Source organism: Nocardiopsis protaetiae (assembly GCF_045446735.1).
GTDB classification, from domain to species: domain Bacteria; phylum Actinomycetota; class Actinomycetes; order Streptosporangiales; family Streptosporangiaceae; genus Nocardiopsis; species Nocardiopsis protaetiae.
Map to the genome: position 1 here is coordinate 1 of NZ_JBJJBV010000035.1, position 14,690 is coordinate 14,690.

13 protein-coding genes and 2 tRNA genes are annotated in these 14,690 nt (G+C 72.9%); 11 read left to right on the forward strand and 4 right to left on the reverse strand.

Features of this window, described 5'->3' with window-relative positions; genetic code table 11:
- Positions 1–30: 30 nt before the first annotated feature.
- Positions 31–630: a SanA/YdcF family protein gene (locus tag ACJOT3_RS08350; RefSeq protein ID WP_406970595.1), complete on the forward strand. Its 600-nt coding sequence runs from the start codon at positions 31–33 to the stop codon at positions 628–630.
- 19 nt (positions 631–649) lie between these two features.
- A complete protein-coding gene (locus ACJOT3_RS08355; RefSeq protein ID WP_406970547.1) occupies positions 650–2,074 on the forward strand; it encodes a hypothetical protein in 1,425 nt (474 codons plus the stop codon).
- Positions 2,075–2,389: 315 nt separating this feature from the next.
- Here the strand turns inward: ACJOT3_RS08355 and ACJOT3_RS08360 are convergent, their stop codons facing one another.
- Positions 2,390–3,955: a DUF885 family protein gene (locus ACJOT3_RS08360; protein WP_406970549.1), complete on the reverse strand. Its 1,566-nt coding sequence runs from the start codon at positions 3,953–3,955 to the stop codon at positions 2,390–2,392.
- A gap of 98 nt (positions 3,956–4,053) precedes the next feature.
- Here ACJOT3_RS08360 and ACJOT3_RS08365 point away from each other — a divergent pair, with 98 nt between their 5' ends.
- Positions 4,054–4,797 carry a SanA/YdcF family protein gene (locus ACJOT3_RS08365; RefSeq protein WP_406970551.1) on the forward strand — a complete coding sequence of 248 codons (744 nt, stop codon included), beginning with the start codon at positions 4,054–4,056 and terminating at the stop codon, positions 4,795–4,797.
- 36 nt (positions 4,798–4,833) lie between these two features.
- On the opposite strand, the gene ACJOT3_RS08370 is transcribed toward ACJOT3_RS08365, so the two are convergent.
- Together ACJOT3_RS08370 and ACJOT3_RS08375 are read right to left on the reverse strand one after the other, a co-directional pair.
- Entirely contained in the window at positions 4,834–5,817 is a 984-nt protein-coding gene (locus ACJOT3_RS08370) for an N-acetylmuramic acid 6-phosphate etherase (RefSeq protein WP_406970553.1), read from the reverse strand.
- Between the two features lie 150 nt (positions 5,818–5,967).
- Positions 5,968–6,936 (reverse strand): MurR/RpiR family transcriptional regulator, encoded by a 969-nt coding sequence (locus tag ACJOT3_RS08375; protein ID WP_406970554.1) that lies wholly within the window; start codon positions 6,934–6,936, stop codon positions 5,968–5,970.
- Between the two features lie 466 nt (positions 6,937–7,402).
- Here ACJOT3_RS08375 and ACJOT3_RS08380 point away from each other — a divergent pair, with 466 nt between their 5' ends.
- The 5 genes from ACJOT3_RS08380 to ACJOT3_RS08400 all read left to right on the forward strand — a co-directional run bounded on the left by ACJOT3_RS08380 (position 7,403) and on the right by ACJOT3_RS08400 (position 9,505).
- A complete protein-coding gene (locus ACJOT3_RS08380; RefSeq protein ID WP_406970556.1) occupies positions 7,403–7,588 on the forward strand; it encodes a hypothetical protein in 186 nt (61 codons plus the stop codon).
- 110 nt (positions 7,589–7,698) lie between these two features.
- Positions 7,699–7,771, forward strand: a tRNA-Lys gene (locus ACJOT3_RS08385).
- A 165-nt stretch (positions 7,772–7,936) separates the two neighbouring features.
- Positions 7,937–8,009: transfer RNA gene (locus tag ACJOT3_RS08390), tRNA-Lys, on the forward strand.
- Positions 8,010–8,289: 280 nt separating this feature from the next.
- Positions 8,290–8,781 (forward strand): septum formation family protein, encoded by a 492-nt coding sequence (locus ACJOT3_RS08395; protein WP_406970558.1) that lies wholly within the window; start codon positions 8,290–8,292, stop codon positions 8,779–8,781.
- A gap of 151 nt (positions 8,782–8,932) precedes the next feature.
- Positions 8,933–9,505 carry a septum formation family protein gene (locus tag ACJOT3_RS08400; RefSeq protein WP_406970560.1) on the forward strand — a complete coding sequence of 191 codons (573 nt, stop codon included), beginning with the start codon at positions 8,933–8,935 and terminating at the stop codon, positions 9,503–9,505.
- A gap of 72 nt (positions 9,506–9,577) precedes the next feature.
- Here the strand turns inward: ACJOT3_RS08400 and ACJOT3_RS08405 are convergent, their stop codons facing one another.
- On the reverse strand, positions 9,578–11,224 hold the full coding sequence (locus ACJOT3_RS08405) for an alpha/beta hydrolase (RefSeq protein ID WP_406970562.1): 1,647 nt from the start codon (positions 11,222–11,224) through the stop codon (positions 9,578–9,580).
- A 415-nt stretch (positions 11,225–11,639) separates the two neighbouring features.
- On the opposite strand from ACJOT3_RS08405, the gene ACJOT3_RS08410 reads away from it, so the two are divergent.
- Genes ACJOT3_RS08410 through ACJOT3_RS08420 form a run of 3 tightly spaced genes read left to right on the forward strand, consistent with a single transcriptional unit; the run spans position 11,640 to position 14,686 of the window.
- On the forward strand, positions 11,640–12,731 hold the full coding sequence (locus tag ACJOT3_RS08410) for an ABC transporter permease (protein WP_406970564.1): 1,092 nt from the start codon (positions 11,640–11,642) through the stop codon (positions 12,729–12,731).
- Between the two features lie 6 nt (positions 12,732–12,737).
- Entirely contained in the window at positions 12,738–13,619 is an 882-nt protein-coding gene (locus ACJOT3_RS08415) for an ABC transporter permease (RefSeq protein WP_406970566.1), read from the forward strand.
- Entirely contained in the window at positions 13,616–14,686 is a 1,071-nt protein-coding gene (locus tag ACJOT3_RS08420) for an ABC transporter ATP-binding protein (RefSeq protein ID WP_406970568.1), read from the forward strand. Before ACJOT3_RS08415 ends, ACJOT3_RS08420 begins: the two co-directional genes overlap by 4 nt.
- Positions 14,687–14,690 lie beyond the last annotated feature (4 nt).

Genomic DNA, 14,690 nt, shown 5'->3' on the forward strand with positions numbered 1-14,690 from the left:
CGGGGCGCCGGAGCGGACGGGGGACGAGCGGTGACGGTGTGGATCGTGGCGGCCGGGGTGTGCGCGGCCGCGCTGAGCCCCTACATCTGGCTGGCGGCCGCCTCCGCCGGGCGCCTGCGCAGGACGGAGACCGTCCCCCACCGGCCCGTCGCCGTCGTCCTGGGCGCGGCCGCCTGGGCCGAGGGCCCCTCGCCGCTGCTGGCCCGCCGCCTGGACCTGGCCGTGCGCCTGTACCTCGACGACCGGGTCGAACGCGTCATCGTCTCCGGCGACAACCGCGAGGTGTCGCGCCGCGAGACCGACACCATGACCGCCTACCTCGTCGCCCACGGGGTTCCGGCCGACCGGATCGACGCCGACCCCCACGGCTACCGCACCTGGGACACCTGCGTGCGGGTCCGCGACCTGTTCGGGGTCCGCGCCGCCACCATGGTCACCCAGTCCTTCCACCTGCCCCGCACCATCGCCCTGGCCCGGGCCGCCGGGATCGACGCCGTGGGCGTGGGCGACCCCAGCATGGGCGCCCGCCGCCGCTCCACCGTCATCGGCTACGCCCGCGAGGCCGGAGCCGCGGTCAAGGCCCTGCGCGACGCCGTCCTGCGCCCCGCCCCCGCCCGGACCGGCCCCTGAACCCGGCGATACTGGGGGCATGAACGCGACCCCGAACGACGCGCACGCCGACCCCGCGAGTGTGGACTGGACGGCCCTGGCCCCCGAGGGCGGCGAGCGCATCCCCGCCCTGCTCGCCGAGGCCACCCGCAGCGACACCGCCCTGTCCGCACTGCACGACATCATCGAGTTCCCCGCCCCCGGCCACCCGGCGGCCCCCAGGGCGGTGGACTTCCTCGTCGACGCCGCCTGCTCCGAGCAGACCCCCGCCACCGACCGCTGGCGGCCGCTGAGCCTGCTGCTGGAACTGGTCTCCGCGCACGCCGAGGATCAGTTCCCCGAGCCCCGCGACCTCGCGCAGTGGCGCGACGAGGTGGCCTGGATCACCTCCACCGACGTCGAGAAGGTCATCGGGCAGTACCGGACCTGGGTGGAGGAGGCCCCCGACGAGCAGCAGCGCCGCCGGATGAGCAACCGGCTCGCCGTCCTGGAGCTGCCCGACGGCCCCGCCCTGCTCCAGGCCGAGCTGGACACCTACGAGGCGATCCGCGCCCGCGTCCCCGACCTGCTGGAACTCCTCAAGGGCGCGGCCAACCGCGGCGGCATGGACCGGGCCGGGGAGTGGGTCTCCTACCTGCTGGCCTTCTTCAATCCCGACGCCGACCGGATCGTCGCGGGCATCACCGGGGCCTCCCAGATGCTCCTCGCCAAGGATCTGCGCCCCACCCGCCAGGCGCCCTCCAGCCTGCGCGACATGATGGACCAGGCCCTGGTCGGCGGCTCCGAGCCGCTGCCCGCGGAGCTGTTCGCGCTGGGCGCGCTGGCCGGGCCGGACGACATCGACCTCACCGTCGCCCTCACCCACCAGATGGCCGGCGGCAACCTGTACAACTCCTTCGCCGCGTCGGTGGCGCTGGTGATGATCCACGGCCGCAACACCCCGCGCGAGGCGCTGCGCCGGATCGGCCGCGGCGGCGGCACCTCCAGCGGCTACGAGGGCCTGTTCAACGAGTCGTGGCCGCACTGCGGCGAGCGCTCGCCGCAGGTCCTGGGCTTCCTGGCGCTGGGCCGGGCGGGCGGCCGGGCCCGACGCCTGCGCCTGGACATCCTGCCCGGGCTGATCAAGGGCGAGGAGGACTCGCGCGCCCTGGTCACCGCGGCCGGGCTGGAGCTGGTCCTGGGCCCGCGCAGCCAGGGGTTCACCGCCGAGGACCACCTCAACGCCGAGTACGACGAGGAGACCCTCAAGGTGCTGTGGGCGATCGCGGAGCTGCCCGCCCAGGCCTGGGAGGACACGGAGTTCCGGGAGACCCTGGCGGCCTGGGGGCTGCCGGAGGACCCCGAGGGGTTCCGCACCTCGGTGGGCGTGGAGCTGGAGCCCGAGGTGGTGGAGCCGCAGGCCCCCGCCGCCAGCCCCGAGCCGCCGGGCGGGCTGTTCGGGCGCTTGTTCGGCGGCGGCCGCTGACCCGCGCCGGATTCCACGGGAACCGCGGCGCGGCCGCCCCCGTCGAACCCGGCATGGCCGGAGCGAGGACGCCCCGGCCGTCTCACGGCTCCCGGTGGGCGGGAGCCGTGAGACCCCTTCCGGACCGGAGCCGTGTCCGGTCCCCGGGGGCGGCTGCCACCGCCCCCGGGGGTGAGGGCGCCGGCGGGGTTCTGGAGGCCCGGAGCGAACGTCTTCGAGGAGAAGAACCGTCGGCCGCAGGCCGTCCGTTGAGGACCTTCTGATTCTTGGCGGGTGGGAGGAGCGGAGGCCCTGAAAGGGCATGGCCCCGTTCGCTCAGCCGCGTTCGAGGGCGGTGCCGATCAGCCCCAGCGGCGGCGAGCCCAGGTCCAGCAGGGCCTTGTGGAACCGGCCCAGGGAGAACTCCGCCCCCCACCGCTCGCGGGCCCGCTCCCGCAGCTCCAGGATCTCCAGCTTGCCCCACGTGTACCGGCCGTACGTGGGGTCGAACGTGGCCCGCCGCGCCTCCGACAGCGCCGCCGGGCCCGCGAGCGGGGTGTCCTCGGAGAACAGCGCCGCCGCCTCCTCCACCGTCATCGTCCCGGTGTGCATGCCGATGGCCACCGACAGCCGGGTCACCCGGATGAGGGCCTCCACCCACACCCCCACCTCGTAGTGGTCGGCGGTCCACCCCCCGACGCCGGAGCGCTCGGCGGCGTAGGCCCCGAACCCCTCCTCCAGCATCATCTCCTCGACGTAGTGCGCCCAGCCCTCGGCGAACGCCATCGAGTGCAGCGCCCGCCGCACCGGCCCGGGGGCCCGCCGCAGCGCCCGCCCGTGCGAGAAGTGGCCCGGGGCCACCTCGTGCACGCTCACCGCGGGCAGCGTGGTGTCGCTGAACATCTCCAGCCACTCGGCGGTCTCCGCCGCGTCCCAGGCGGAGTCGGGCGGGGTGATGTAGTAGAACGACGGGGTGTCCGCCTCCCACGGCCCGGACCAGGACATCATCGCGGTCGCCCAGCGGTGGGCGGGCGGGGACAGGTCCACCCGGCACTCGCCGTCGTCGTAGGGCGCCAGGCCGTGCGCGGCGGTGAACTCCAGCGCCAGCGCCGTCCAGCGGCGGGCGGCGTCGAGCACCTCCTCGCCGTTCGGGCCCTGCGCGGTCAGCTCCCGCACCGCCGCCATCGTGTCCGCGCCGGGGGAGATCCGGCCGACCGCCTCGGCCAGCCGCGCCCGCAGCCGGTCGCGCTCGGCCCGCGCCCGCCCGGCCAGCTCCGCCGGGTCGACCTCCAGCGCCTCCCCGGTGCCCATGAGCCGGGCCAGCCCCTCGGCGCCCAGCGAGGCGTTCTCGGGACCCTCCAGGGCGGCCCGCTCCACGTGGGCGACCAGGCGGGCGTGCGCGGCCAGCGCGGTCTCGCGCAGGTCCGCGGGAACGTCCCCGGGCAGCCCCTCGGCCAGTCCGCGGACGGCGCCGACGAGGGAGCGCGCCACCGGCGCGGGCACCCGGTCCAGGGCGGCGACCGCGTTGTCCACCCCCGCCGGCCACTGCGCCAGGTGGGCGTCGCGGGCCTTGCGGCGGTCGGCCTCGGGGGCGTAGTCCCGGTCGTAGCCGGAGACGTCGAGCTCTTCCAGGTGGTACAGGGGGTTGGACCGGTGCAGCAGCGCCTCGCCCAGCGCGTACCGGGCGTCGGCCTCGAACGCGGCCAGGTGCGCCTCGTCGTGGGGATCGTCCAGCGCCGCGCCGCCCAGCGTCCCCAGGGCGGCCTCCACGCCCGCGGGGGAGAGGTCGGCGATGCGGCCGTCGTACTCGTGCATGCCCGCGCCGTCGCGCATGGCGCCGGGCATGAGGTCGGCCAGGGCCCGCAGCCGGGCCGGGAGTTCGTGGTTCTCGGGGTGTGACATGCCCCCGACCCTAGTGACGGCCGCCACCGCGCGCACACCGATAACGACCGGTCCGCGAAGGGCGGAACCCCGGGCCGTCCCCGGTCGTCTCCCCGGGTGTGACGACCTCCGAAGAAGCACCCGCCGAGCCCTCCGCCGAGAGCACCCCCGCGACCGCCGCGGAGCGGCCGCGCCGCCGCCGGCGCCGCCTGCTGCTCCCGCTGCTCGTCCTCGCCCTGGTGGCGGCGTTCGCCCCGTTCGTGTGGGTGGTCGCCGGGACCTCCGGGTACCGCCACACCGCCGTCGCCGACGTGCCCGAACGCCCGGTGGCCCTGGTCCTGGGCGCCGGGGTGCGCCCCGACGGGCAGCCCACCCGGGTGCTGGCCCGGCGGCTGGAACTGGCCGCCGAGCTGTACACCGCGGGCAGGGTCGAGGTCGTGCTGGTGAGCGGCGACAACAGCGTGGAGCACTACAACGAGACCGACACCATGCGCGAACACCTCGTGGCCGCCGGTGTCCCGGCCGAGCGGATCGCGGGCGACTACGCCGGGTTCTCCACGTGGGAGTCGTGCGTGCGCGCCCGCGAGGTGTTCGGGGTGACCGAGGCGACCGTGGTCACCCAGGACTTCCACCTGCCCCGCGCGGTGGGCCTGTGCCGGGCCGCGGGCATCGACGCGGTCGGCGTCGCCGACGACGCCTCGGGGGAGCGGGTCTGGGCCACCCGCTACGGCTGGGTGCGGGAGATCCCCGCGGCGGTGTCCGCGCTGGGCACCGCGATCCTCCGGCCCGACCCCACCTTCCTGGGCGACTACGAGACCGCCGTCGACGACGCCCTCGCCGCCGCCCGGGAAGGCGGGGAGTAGGGGAGCACTCGGTACAGCCCGGTCAGGCCGGCGCGCTCAGTCCAGCGCGGCCAGGGCGTCGCGGACCCGGCCGCGGGCCCCGGCCAGCGCCGTCCGCGCCCGGTCGACCGGCACCCCGGCCAGCAGCGACACCAGGGCCGTGCGGGTGTCGCCCCCGGCGGCGGTCAGCGCCCGCGCGCAGGCCTCCTCGTCGGCGTCGGTCGCCTGGGCCAGGATCGTCACCACCCGGCCGCGCAGCTTCCCGTTGGTGGCGTCCACGCCCACCATGAGGTTGGAGTAGGTGTAACCCATCCGGACCATCACCGCGGTCGAGAACGCGTTCAGCGCCAGCTTCTGCGCCGTCCCCGCCTTCATCCGCGTCGACCCGGCGATCACCTCGGCACCGGTGTCCATGCCCACGTGCACGTCCACCCGCTCCGCCAGCGGCGCCCGGGGGTTGGCGCTGATGAGCACGGTCGCGGCGGACCGCTCCCGGGCCGCCTCCAGCGCGCCGCCCACGTACGGGGTGCGGCCGCTGGCCGCCAGCCCGACCGCCAGCGACCCGGGGGCCAGCCCCGAGGCGTCCGAGCGCCCGGACTCCCAGTCGTCCTCGATGCCCTCCACGGCGCGGACCAGGGCCGCCCCGCCGCCCGCGTGGTGGGCCACCACCCACTCGGGGGGCACCCCGTAGGTGGGCGGCAGCTCGGCGGCGTCCTGGGCGGCGATGCGCCCGGAGGTGCCCGCGCCGAAGTAGTGGATGGCCGCCCCGCTCTCCAGGGCGGCCACCCCCAGCTCCACGGCCCGCGCCAGCTCCGGCAGGGCCGTCTCCACCGTGGCTGGCACGGTGGCGTCCTCGGCGTTGATCCGGCGCAGGACCTCCAGGACCGACAGCCGGTCGATGTCCAGCGTGTGGGGGTTGCGGGCCTCGGTCGGGGCGCGCACGATCACCGTCTCCCCCGGGGGTGCCCCGGAGTCCGACGGGCCGACCGGGGTCCGATCCCCGCCGTAGTGCTCCACAGCGCTCTCCTGTTCGGTCCGCACCCGCTGCCGTTCCTTTCCCGTCCGGTCCCCGGCCTTGCGCCGGGGGCCGTGCTCGGCGCCTTTGAGGGCGGGAACCTTCGGCCCTACGTGGAGATCCTCGTTCCTCGGATATCCACTCCAGGCCTCCAGAACCCCGCCGGCGCCTCGCCGTCAGTCCTCGTTGGTCTTGTCGTCGGGACGTCCCCGGCGACGTTTGCGGTCGTCGTTGATGCGCAGCCCGCGCACCGCCTCGGCGGTGGTCTCCAGGGCCGCCCGGCTGTCGGCGTACCGGCTCTGGGCCAGCCCCACGAACAGGCAGTCCACCACGGTCAGCTGGGCCAGCCGGCTGGCGGTCGCCCCGGACCGGAAGGTGGTCTCCCGGGCCGCGGTGGTCAGCACGTGGTCGGCGAACCCGATGGCCGAGCGCGGGAAGTTGGTGATGGCCACGGTGCGCGCGCCCCGGCGCCCGGCCTCGGTCAGCGCCTGCACGGTGTCGATGGTGGCGCCGCTGTGCGAGATGCCGATGGCCACGTCGCGCTCGTCCAGCAGGGCCGCGCTGGTGAGCATCACGTGCGCGTCCGACCAGGCGAACGAGGTGAGCCCGATCCGGTGCAGCTTCTGCTGGAGGTCGGCGCCGACGAACGCGCTGGCACCCACCCCGTACACGTCGATCCGCCGGGCCGCCGCCATCGTGTCGATGACGGTGCGCAGCACGTCGACGTCCAGGGCCGCGCCGGTCTCCTCGACCGCGCGGGCGTCGGTGTAGGCGATCTTCTGGACCACCGTCACCAGGGTGTCGTCGGGGTTGATGTCGCCGTCGGGTTCGGGCGCCCCGGTGGTGCGGGCCCCGCGGGCCTGCCCGGCCTCGGTGGCCAGGGCCAGCCGCAGCTCGCGGTACCCGCTGAAGTCGATGGTCCGGCAGAAGCGGATGACGGTGGCTTCGGAGGTCGCGCAGTCCTTCGCCAGTTGTGTGATGGAGGAGGCCGCCGCCCGCTCCGGGTCGTCGATGATGCGCTGGGCGACCCGGCGTTCGGCCGGTGCCAGCGAGGGCAGCAGCGAACGGATGCGGAGCACGGTGGTGGGGACCTGTGGAATCCCCGATTCCACCCGGCCTTCCGTGGGCTTCGGAATGTGCGCCATGGAGGAAAGTTTCTTTCGGTCTTGGTGCAGAGTCAACGCGCGGAAGGGAAAAAGCGGGAGAATCCAGGATTCCAAGCGCCCGGCTCCGCGGCAAGTACCAAAGCCCCCGGACCTCGGGTTCCCCGCTCTGAAGTGGGAGAAGGCGCTGGCGGCGGCGCTCGGCGCGGCCGCCGGGCGGGGCGGGAGGGGGCGACAGGGGAGCGGGAGGGGCACCGACGCGGGGGCGGGGCGCGGGCGGACCCGGCACACGGCCCGTGCGCGGTGACACCGCGCACTCGCGCGCCGGGCCCGGGAGGGCCGCCTCGGCCGCGGGGAAGTACCGGTCGTTCCGGCCCGCCGGGACGAGTCTGGCGGTGGCCTCTTACGTTCGCCTTTCACCGAAGTGAACGGTCGCAGGGCTTGTGAAATCGGCCGAATTCGTTTGCAACGGTGCTCACGGGTCACATGAGTCGCTAGTGTCGACCCCATGACACAGAACAACGATCCGAGTCAGGACCCCGCTGGAGCCACACAGCACTTCCAGCGGTTCGTCGACGACAACCCCGAACCGGAGGCGCCCGAACGTCGCCCCGTCCTGCCGATCGTCCTCGCGGGCGTCGGTGTGATCGCGGCCATCGCGGTCATCGTCGCGCTGGTCCTGGCCTTCTCCTGACCCGCGCCCGCTATCGGACAAACGGTTCGCGACCACTCCGTGAGTCCTGCTAGAGTTAACGACGTCGCCGGGGAGCGAGGCCCACAGGGCCGGGTCCCCAGGCAAGACTGGCGTCATTAGCTCAATTGGCAGAGCAGCTGACTCTTAATCAGCGGGTTCGGGGTTCGAGTCCCTGATGACGCACGGCGAACGGCCCCGGCAGAAGGTCCGACCTTCCACCGGGGTCGATCACGTCGCGGTCCTCACGGCCGCGCCGCGGTGGCCCGGATCACGGGCCGGACGGCGCGGGAACCCCTTGCGGGTCGGGTAGGATCGACCAGGTCGACACGCGCGCGGCGCGGACGACCGGCGTCATTAGCTCAATTGGCAGAGCAGCTGACTCTTAATCAGCGGGTTCGGGGTTCGAGTCCCTGATGACGCACACTGCGGCAAGGCCCCCGGTCACGGACCGGGGGCCTTGCGCGTCCCCGGGGCCCCGCGACCCCGACCCGGGGGAGCACGGGAAATGTCGTTCCCCCGTGCTCTGCTGTACCGCATCCCCACAGGCCCGGAAGTCCGGTGGACCGGACACCCGCTACCGGACCCCCACCTTCCCGGCCCTACCTCACAAATGGATTGACACCGGTCCCCACCTGGTGAGATGTTGTCTCGCCGCCCGTTCGGACCGGCCCTTCCCCTGACACCGCCTCCGGAGTATCCCCATGTCCCTGTCCCCCTTCCGCGCCCTCGCCCTGTCCGCGGCGGCCGCTGCCGCCGTCGTGTCCCTCACGGGCTGCGGCTCCATCCTCAACGGCGTGCTCGGCGCCGCCGGCGCCCCGGCCGAGGACGACGTCTTCGCGCTCGCGGTCGGCGACTGCTTCACCGAGTCCGCGATGGGCGGTTCCTTCGACGGCGAAGAGGTGTCGAGCGTCCCGACCGTCGACTGCTCCGAGGAGCACGACTCGGAGCTCTACCACACCGAGGACCTGCCCGACGGCGACTTCCCGGGCGCGGAGGCCGTCTCCGCCAGCGCGGACGAGATCTGCGGGCCGAAGTTCGAGGAGTTCGTCGGGATCGCCCCGGAGGAGTCGAGCCTCTACGTCTCCTACTTCACGCCGATCGCGGAGGGCTGGGCCGCCGGCGACCGCGAGATCGCCTGCTACGTCTACTCGGACGAGATGGTCACCGGCACCCTCGCCGGCGCCGCCCGCTAGGGCCCTGACCGGTCCGGCCGATACCGGCCGGACCGGTATTTTTCCATCCGGACCGGGAACCATGGACATGCCCCGCGCATCTGGATAAGTGTCGCCGGGTCCGTCGGCGACAGGTACTTGAACCCCTGTTGGAGTCGCCATGTTGTCGCAAATGCGCCGTTCGCCGTACGGCCGCCTCGTGCTCGGCCCCGTGGTCGTCGGCGCGGCCCTGTCGCTGACGGCGTGCAGCCCCGAGATGCTGCTGCCTCCGGCGCTGCGTCCGGGCGCGGAGGTGGCCCCCTCCCCGGAGGCGGTGGAGACCCCCGTCGAGACTCCCGAGGAGGAGACCCCCGAGGAGGAGGTCCCCCTGGACCCCGAGGACACCGATGTCTTCGACATCTACCTCGGTGACTGCCTGACCGAGTTCGGCTCGGGCGGCGACTCGATCTCGTCGGTGCCCAAGATCGACTGCGCGGAGCCGCACGTCTACGAGGTCTACCACGTCGAGAACATCGCCGATTCCGGCGACTACCCCGGTGAGGAGTCGGTCTCCGACTCGGCCGACGTGCTGTGCGAGGCGGCCTTCGAGCCCTTCATCGGCACCGACTACTACGAGTCCTCCCTCTACCTCACCTCGCTCTACCCGACCGCGGACGGGTGGGAGTACGGCGACCGCGAGGTCCTGTGCCTGGTGTACGACCCGCTGAGCGACACGACCGGAACCCTGGAAGGCAGCAACCTGTAAGACGGGTCCGCCTCCCCCGGGTGTACGGCCCGCACCGCCCACCGGCGGTGCGGGCCGTTCCCGTGCGGGGGGTCAGCCGTGCCCGGGCCGGTGGACCGGCAACGGGTCCTCCCGCTCGGACATGACCTCGGCGAGGACCTCGCCGGCCTCCTCCCGCGCCGTCTCGGCCGACAGGGCGTCCCGCGGGACATCCTCCGGCCGGGGCAGCCCGGCGCAGGTCGCGTCCCGCGGGTCGGCGCCGTCCACCAGGTAGGCGTCCACGGCCGCCGTCACGCAGTCGTGGCCGGGGATCCCGTAGAAGCCGTGCCCGCCCTCGTCGGTGACGGTGACGAGCGCGTTGCCGAGCCGGTCGGCCATGAGCGGCCCGCCCTCGTAGACGGTGTTGGCGTCGAACTCGGCGGCGATCACCAGCCCCGGCGCGTAGCCGTCGCGCTCCAGCTCCACCAGCGGCGCGACCGGGTCCTGCGAGGCGAACGTGCAGGGCTGCGGGGCGTCCCAGAACGCCCCGACCCCGTACGGGCTGTACTCGCGCGCCCGGCGCATGTCCGCGTAGTAGCCCGACAGGCGCGAGGGCCACTCGACCTCGCAGCTCACCGCCAGGAGCAGGGAGTCGTTGGAGATCTCCACTTCGAGGTCGGGGGGCTCGGGGAGCTCGACCGCGGGGAAGGGCACGTCGTTCACGAAGTACCAGAGGTCGATCGAGACCAGGTCCCAGACGCTCTGGTTCCGGGCCGCCATGCCGACGTAGAAGTCGAAGTCGCCGGCGGTGAAGAGCTTGTCCTCCGGCAGGCCGGGGACGTCGTCCCGGGGCGCGTCCTCCAGCCGGGCGCCGGTCGCGTCGAAGGTGGCCAGCACCTCCTCGGGGGTCGACCCGAACCCGTACACGTCGTGGCGCTCGGCGACCCACGCGGTGTACCGGTCCACGTTGGCCCTGTAGCCGTCCTTCTGGGTCTGGAAGAGCTCCCGCCACATGCCGTCGGGCAGCACGGAGGAGTCCAGGACGCTGCGGTCCAGCCGCTCGGGGAACAGGCTCCCGTAGACCGCTCCCAGGTAGGTGCCGTAGGACACCCCGTAGTAGGAGGTCCGCTCCTCGCCCAGGGCGGCGCGGATCACGTCCATGTCCCGTGCCGTGTCGGCCGTGGTCATGAACGGGATGAGGTCGCCGTGGTTGCTCTCGCAGGACCGCTGGACGGCGATGGCCGTCCGGGTGACGGTCGAGAACTCGTCGTCGGCGGGGCGCGGGGGCGGCAGGGGCATGTCCGCGCCGCAGTCGAGGTAGGGGGTGGAGGCGCCGCTGCCGCGCGGGTCCATCCCGATGACGTCGTAGACCTCGGCGACGCGCTGGTCGCCCAGCCCGTAGTCGAACCCGAGGTCGGGGCGGGGCTCGATGGGCATGTAGCGGCCCGAGCCCCCGGGGCCGCCCGGGTTGGTCAGGAGGATGCCGCGCCGCCGGTCGGGGTCGGTGGCGCGGTGGCGGCTGATCGCGATGGAGGCCCGCTCACCGCCGGGGTCGGCGTAGTCCAGGGGCACCTCGATCCAGGCGCACTCCAGTCCCTCCAGGAGCCGTTCCTCGCAGGGGGCCCATTCGACCTCCTGCCCGTGGAACGCGGCGAGGGGGTCGGCGGGCTCGGCGGCGGCGGGGGCCGCGGCCGCGGCGAGCGACAGGGTCAGTGCGGACACCAGGGCGCCCGCGACGATCGGTCGGTGTGCTCTGCGCACGGGGGTTCCTTTGCTGTTCCGTCCCGGGCCGCGGGGGAGCGGCACCGGGGGGTCGGTCGTGCATCGGCCCGGTAACCGTACGTATATCCCGTTCGAGCGGAACACCCACGAAAGTCATATATGGCGGGGAGTGGCCTGATCCGGTCAGGTGATGAACGGAGATTCATCCCCGTCTGTACTTTTCATGACGTTTGCTATGCCGATCACGTCGCGCGTAGGACGCCGTTTGGTCACGGGGGTGGTGTCCGCCACACTCCACGCGTTACCTTGTCGTTCTATTAGGAAAGTTTCCTAATAGAACAAATCGGACGCACAGCGCACACCCCCGCCGACCCCGCCCCCGTCCTCCCCGCCCCTCCCCCCACCGAGCCCCCGCTCCCCTCCGACAGCCCCACCTCCCGCTCGAAGGAGACTCGTGGCCACCGAAATAGCGGCATCGCCACCGCCGCCGGAAGCCGGGACCCCCGCACCGCCCCGCGACGGCGCCCCCCTCCCCGTGCCCCTCCGGATCTGGAACCACTACGCCCTGGTCAAGGTCCGCAAGGCGGTCGTCGTCGTCTTCGTCGTCGCCAACGTGACCTTCTTCCTCGGCCGCGCCATGCCCGGCGACCCCATCGACGTCATGGCCGGCCGCCTCACCCAGGGCGGGATGAGCCTGGAGGAGGCGCGCATCATCGCCGCCAACTCCCTGGCCTACGACCCCGACGCCCCCCTGTGGGCGCAGTGGTGGGACTTCATCGTCGGCCTGGTCACCTTCGACATGGGCATGACCATCAACCGGCCCGGGTTCTCCGTCTCCGAGTCCATCGCCGCCTACCTGCCCTGGACCCTGTTCAGCATCGGCGTCGGCACCGTCATCTCCATCGTCCTGGGCCTGGCCCTGGGCATGGTGATGGCCTACCGCCGCAACCGCCTCCTGGACCACGTCCTGAGCGTCGTCGCCTCCGTGCTGGGCGCCATCCCCAACTACCTCATCGCGATGCTGCTCGTCGTCGGCGGCGGCATGTACCTGAGCTGGTTCAACCCCATCGCGCTGCGCGGCACCCTCAGCCCCGGCGTCCAGCCCGGGTTCAACGTGGAGTTCATCGGCGACGCCCTCTACCACGCCGGACTGCCGATCTTCACCTACGTGCTCGCCATCATCGGCACCTGGATGCTCATCATGAAGGCCTCCACCACCGAGGTCCTGAGCGAGGACTACGTGACCGTCGCCCGGGCCCGGGGCCTGCGCGACCGCCGCATCGCCACCTCCTACGTCGGGCGCAACGCCATCCTGCCGCTGGTAGCCCAGATCGCCATCTGCTTCGGCACCCTCGTCGGCGGCGCGATCTTCGTCGAACAGGTCCTGGTCTACAAGGGCGTCGGCGGCCTGCTGCTGGACGCGGTCAACTACCGCGACTACCCGCTCCTACAGGGCCTCCTGGTCGTCCTCACCACCTGCGTGGTGGCCGCCAACCTCATCGCCGACCTGCTCTACAGCAGGCTCGACCCGCGCATCCGGAAGTAGGAGACCATGGCAGTCAGCACCGTCGCCCCCGGCGGAGCCGGGGTCTGGGGCGCCATCTGGCACGGCATCACCCGCAGCACCAGCGGATTCATCGGTCTGTGCATCGTCGTCGGCGTCCTGCTCTTCGCCTTCGTCGGCCCCTTCTTCATCGACACCCACAACCCCACCGACGTCACCAAGATCTGGGGCCCGGCCACCTCCGAGCACTGGCTCGGCACCAACCACGAGGGCAAGGACACCTTCGTCCAGCTGGTCCTGGGCGGCCGCGAACCCATCTGGGTGGGCATCGTCGCCGCCGTGATCACCGTCGCCATCGCCGTCGCCCTGGGCGGGATCGCCGGATACGTGCGCGGCCGCATCGACCACTTCCTGCTCCAGCTCACCGACATCACGATGACCATCCCGTTCATCGTCCTGATGCTGGTCGTGGCGTCCTTCTACCGCACCGCGTCGCCCATGGTCGTCGCGTTCATCATCGGCCTGGTCACCTGGCCCTACCTCATGCGGTCCATCCGGGCCCAGGTGCTCACCCTGCGCGAACGCGAGTTCGTCGAGGCCGCCCGGCTCCAGGACCTGGGCACCGCGCGCATCCTCTTCTCCGAGGTGCTGCCCAACATGGCCGGCTACATCTTCATCAACTTCATCATCGCCATCACCAACGCCATCTACGCGGTCGTCGGCATGTACCTGCTGGGCCTGCTGCCCAGCACCGCCGCCAACTGGGGGCTGATGATCCAGCAGGCCTGGGACAACAACGCCTTCCTCGTCCCCACCGCCGCACCCTTCCTGGTCGCCCCGATGGTGATGATCATGCTCTTCCAGATCGGCCTGGTCACCATGACCCGCTCCCTGGAGCAGGCCCTCAACCCACGACTCCGGGACAGGTGAGCCGCGTGACCGTTCCCCGTACAGCACCGTCCCCGGCCGAGGGGCCCCTGCTCTCCGTCCGCGGCGTCGACGTCGGCTACCGCACCGGGCGCCGCACCCAGGTGACCGCCGTCCACGACGTCTCCTTCGACCTCTACCCCGGCCAGTCCATGGCCCTGGTGGGCGAGTCCGGCTGCGGCAAGACCACCCTGGGCCTGGGCCTGTTGCGGCTGCTGCCGCGCACCGGCGTCGTCTCGGCCGGGGAGATCCTCTTCCACCGCAAGGACGGGCGCACCGTCGACGTCCGCTCCCTGGCCAAGGAGGAGCTGCGCCGGTTCCGCTGGAGCGAGGCCGCCATGGTCTTCCAGGGCGCGATGAACGCCTTCAACCCGGTGCTGCGGATCGAGGACCACTTCCTCGACACCTTCCGCGCCCACGAGACCGGCCGCCCCCGCCGCCGCGGTGAGATCCGCGAGCAGTCGGCCGCCCTGCTGGAGATGGTCCGGCTGGACCCGGCCCGGGTCCTCGACGCCTTCCCGCACGAGCTGTCCGGCGGCATGCGCCAGCGCGTCCTCATCGCCCTGGCCCTGGCCCTGGAACCGCAGCTGCTCATCCTGGACGAGCCCACCACGGCCCTGGACCTGCTCACCCAGCGGGCCATCGTCGAGCGCCTGTCCGAGCTGCGCGAGGAACTGCGCTTCTCCATGGTCTTCATCACCCACGACCTCGGCCTGGCCGCCGAACTCGCCGACCGCGTCGGCACGATGTACGCGGGCCGCCTCATCGAGACCGGCACCACCCGCGACATCTTCTACCGGTCGCGCCACCCCTACACCTCGGCGCTGATCAACTCCGTGCCCCCGGTCAGCGGCGACCTCGTCATCCCCGAATCCCTGCCCGGCGGCCCGCCCGGGCTGTCCTCCCTGCCCCCGGGCTGCTCCTTCGCCCCCCGCTGCGGGCACGCCGCCGAGCCCTGCCGCGAGATCCGCCCGGAGCTGGAGGTCCTGCACACCCGCGGCGACGGCCTCAGCCACGCCGCCGCCTGCCTGCGTTCCCGTGAACTCGCCGCCGAGGGGGCCAACCCGTGATCGA

What these genes read in the sequence shown, in the direction of transcription:
- ACJOT3_RS08395 (WP_406970558.1), top strand. Translation starts at nt 8,290, where the DNA reads ATGTCCCTGTCCCCCTTCCGCGCCCTCGCCCTGTCCGCGGCGGCCGCT.
- ACJOT3_RS08360 (WP_406970549.1), bottom strand. Translation starts at nt 3,955, where the DNA reads ATGTCACACCCCGAGAACCACGAACTCCCGGCCCGGCTGCGGGCCCTG.
- ACJOT3_RS08380 (WP_406970556.1), top strand. Translation starts at nt 7,403, where the DNA reads ATGACACAGAACAACGATCCGAGTCAGGACCCCGCTGGAGCCACACAG.
- ACJOT3_RS08355 (WP_406970547.1), top strand. Translation starts at nt 650, where the DNA reads ATGAACGCGACCCCGAACGACGCGCACGCCGACCCCGCGAGTGTGGAC.
- ACJOT3_RS08400 (WP_406970560.1), top strand. Translation starts at nt 8,933, where the DNA reads ATGCGCCGTTCGCCGTACGGCCGCCTCGTGCTCGGCCCCGTGGTCGTC.
- ACJOT3_RS08375 (WP_406970554.1), bottom strand. Translation starts at nt 6,936, where the DNA reads ATGGCGCACATTCCGAAGCCCACGGAAGGCCGGGTGGAATCGGGGATT.
- ACJOT3_RS08415 (WP_406970566.1), top strand. Translation starts at nt 12,738, where the DNA reads ATGGCAGTCAGCACCGTCGCCCCCGGCGGAGCCGGGGTCTGGGGCGCC.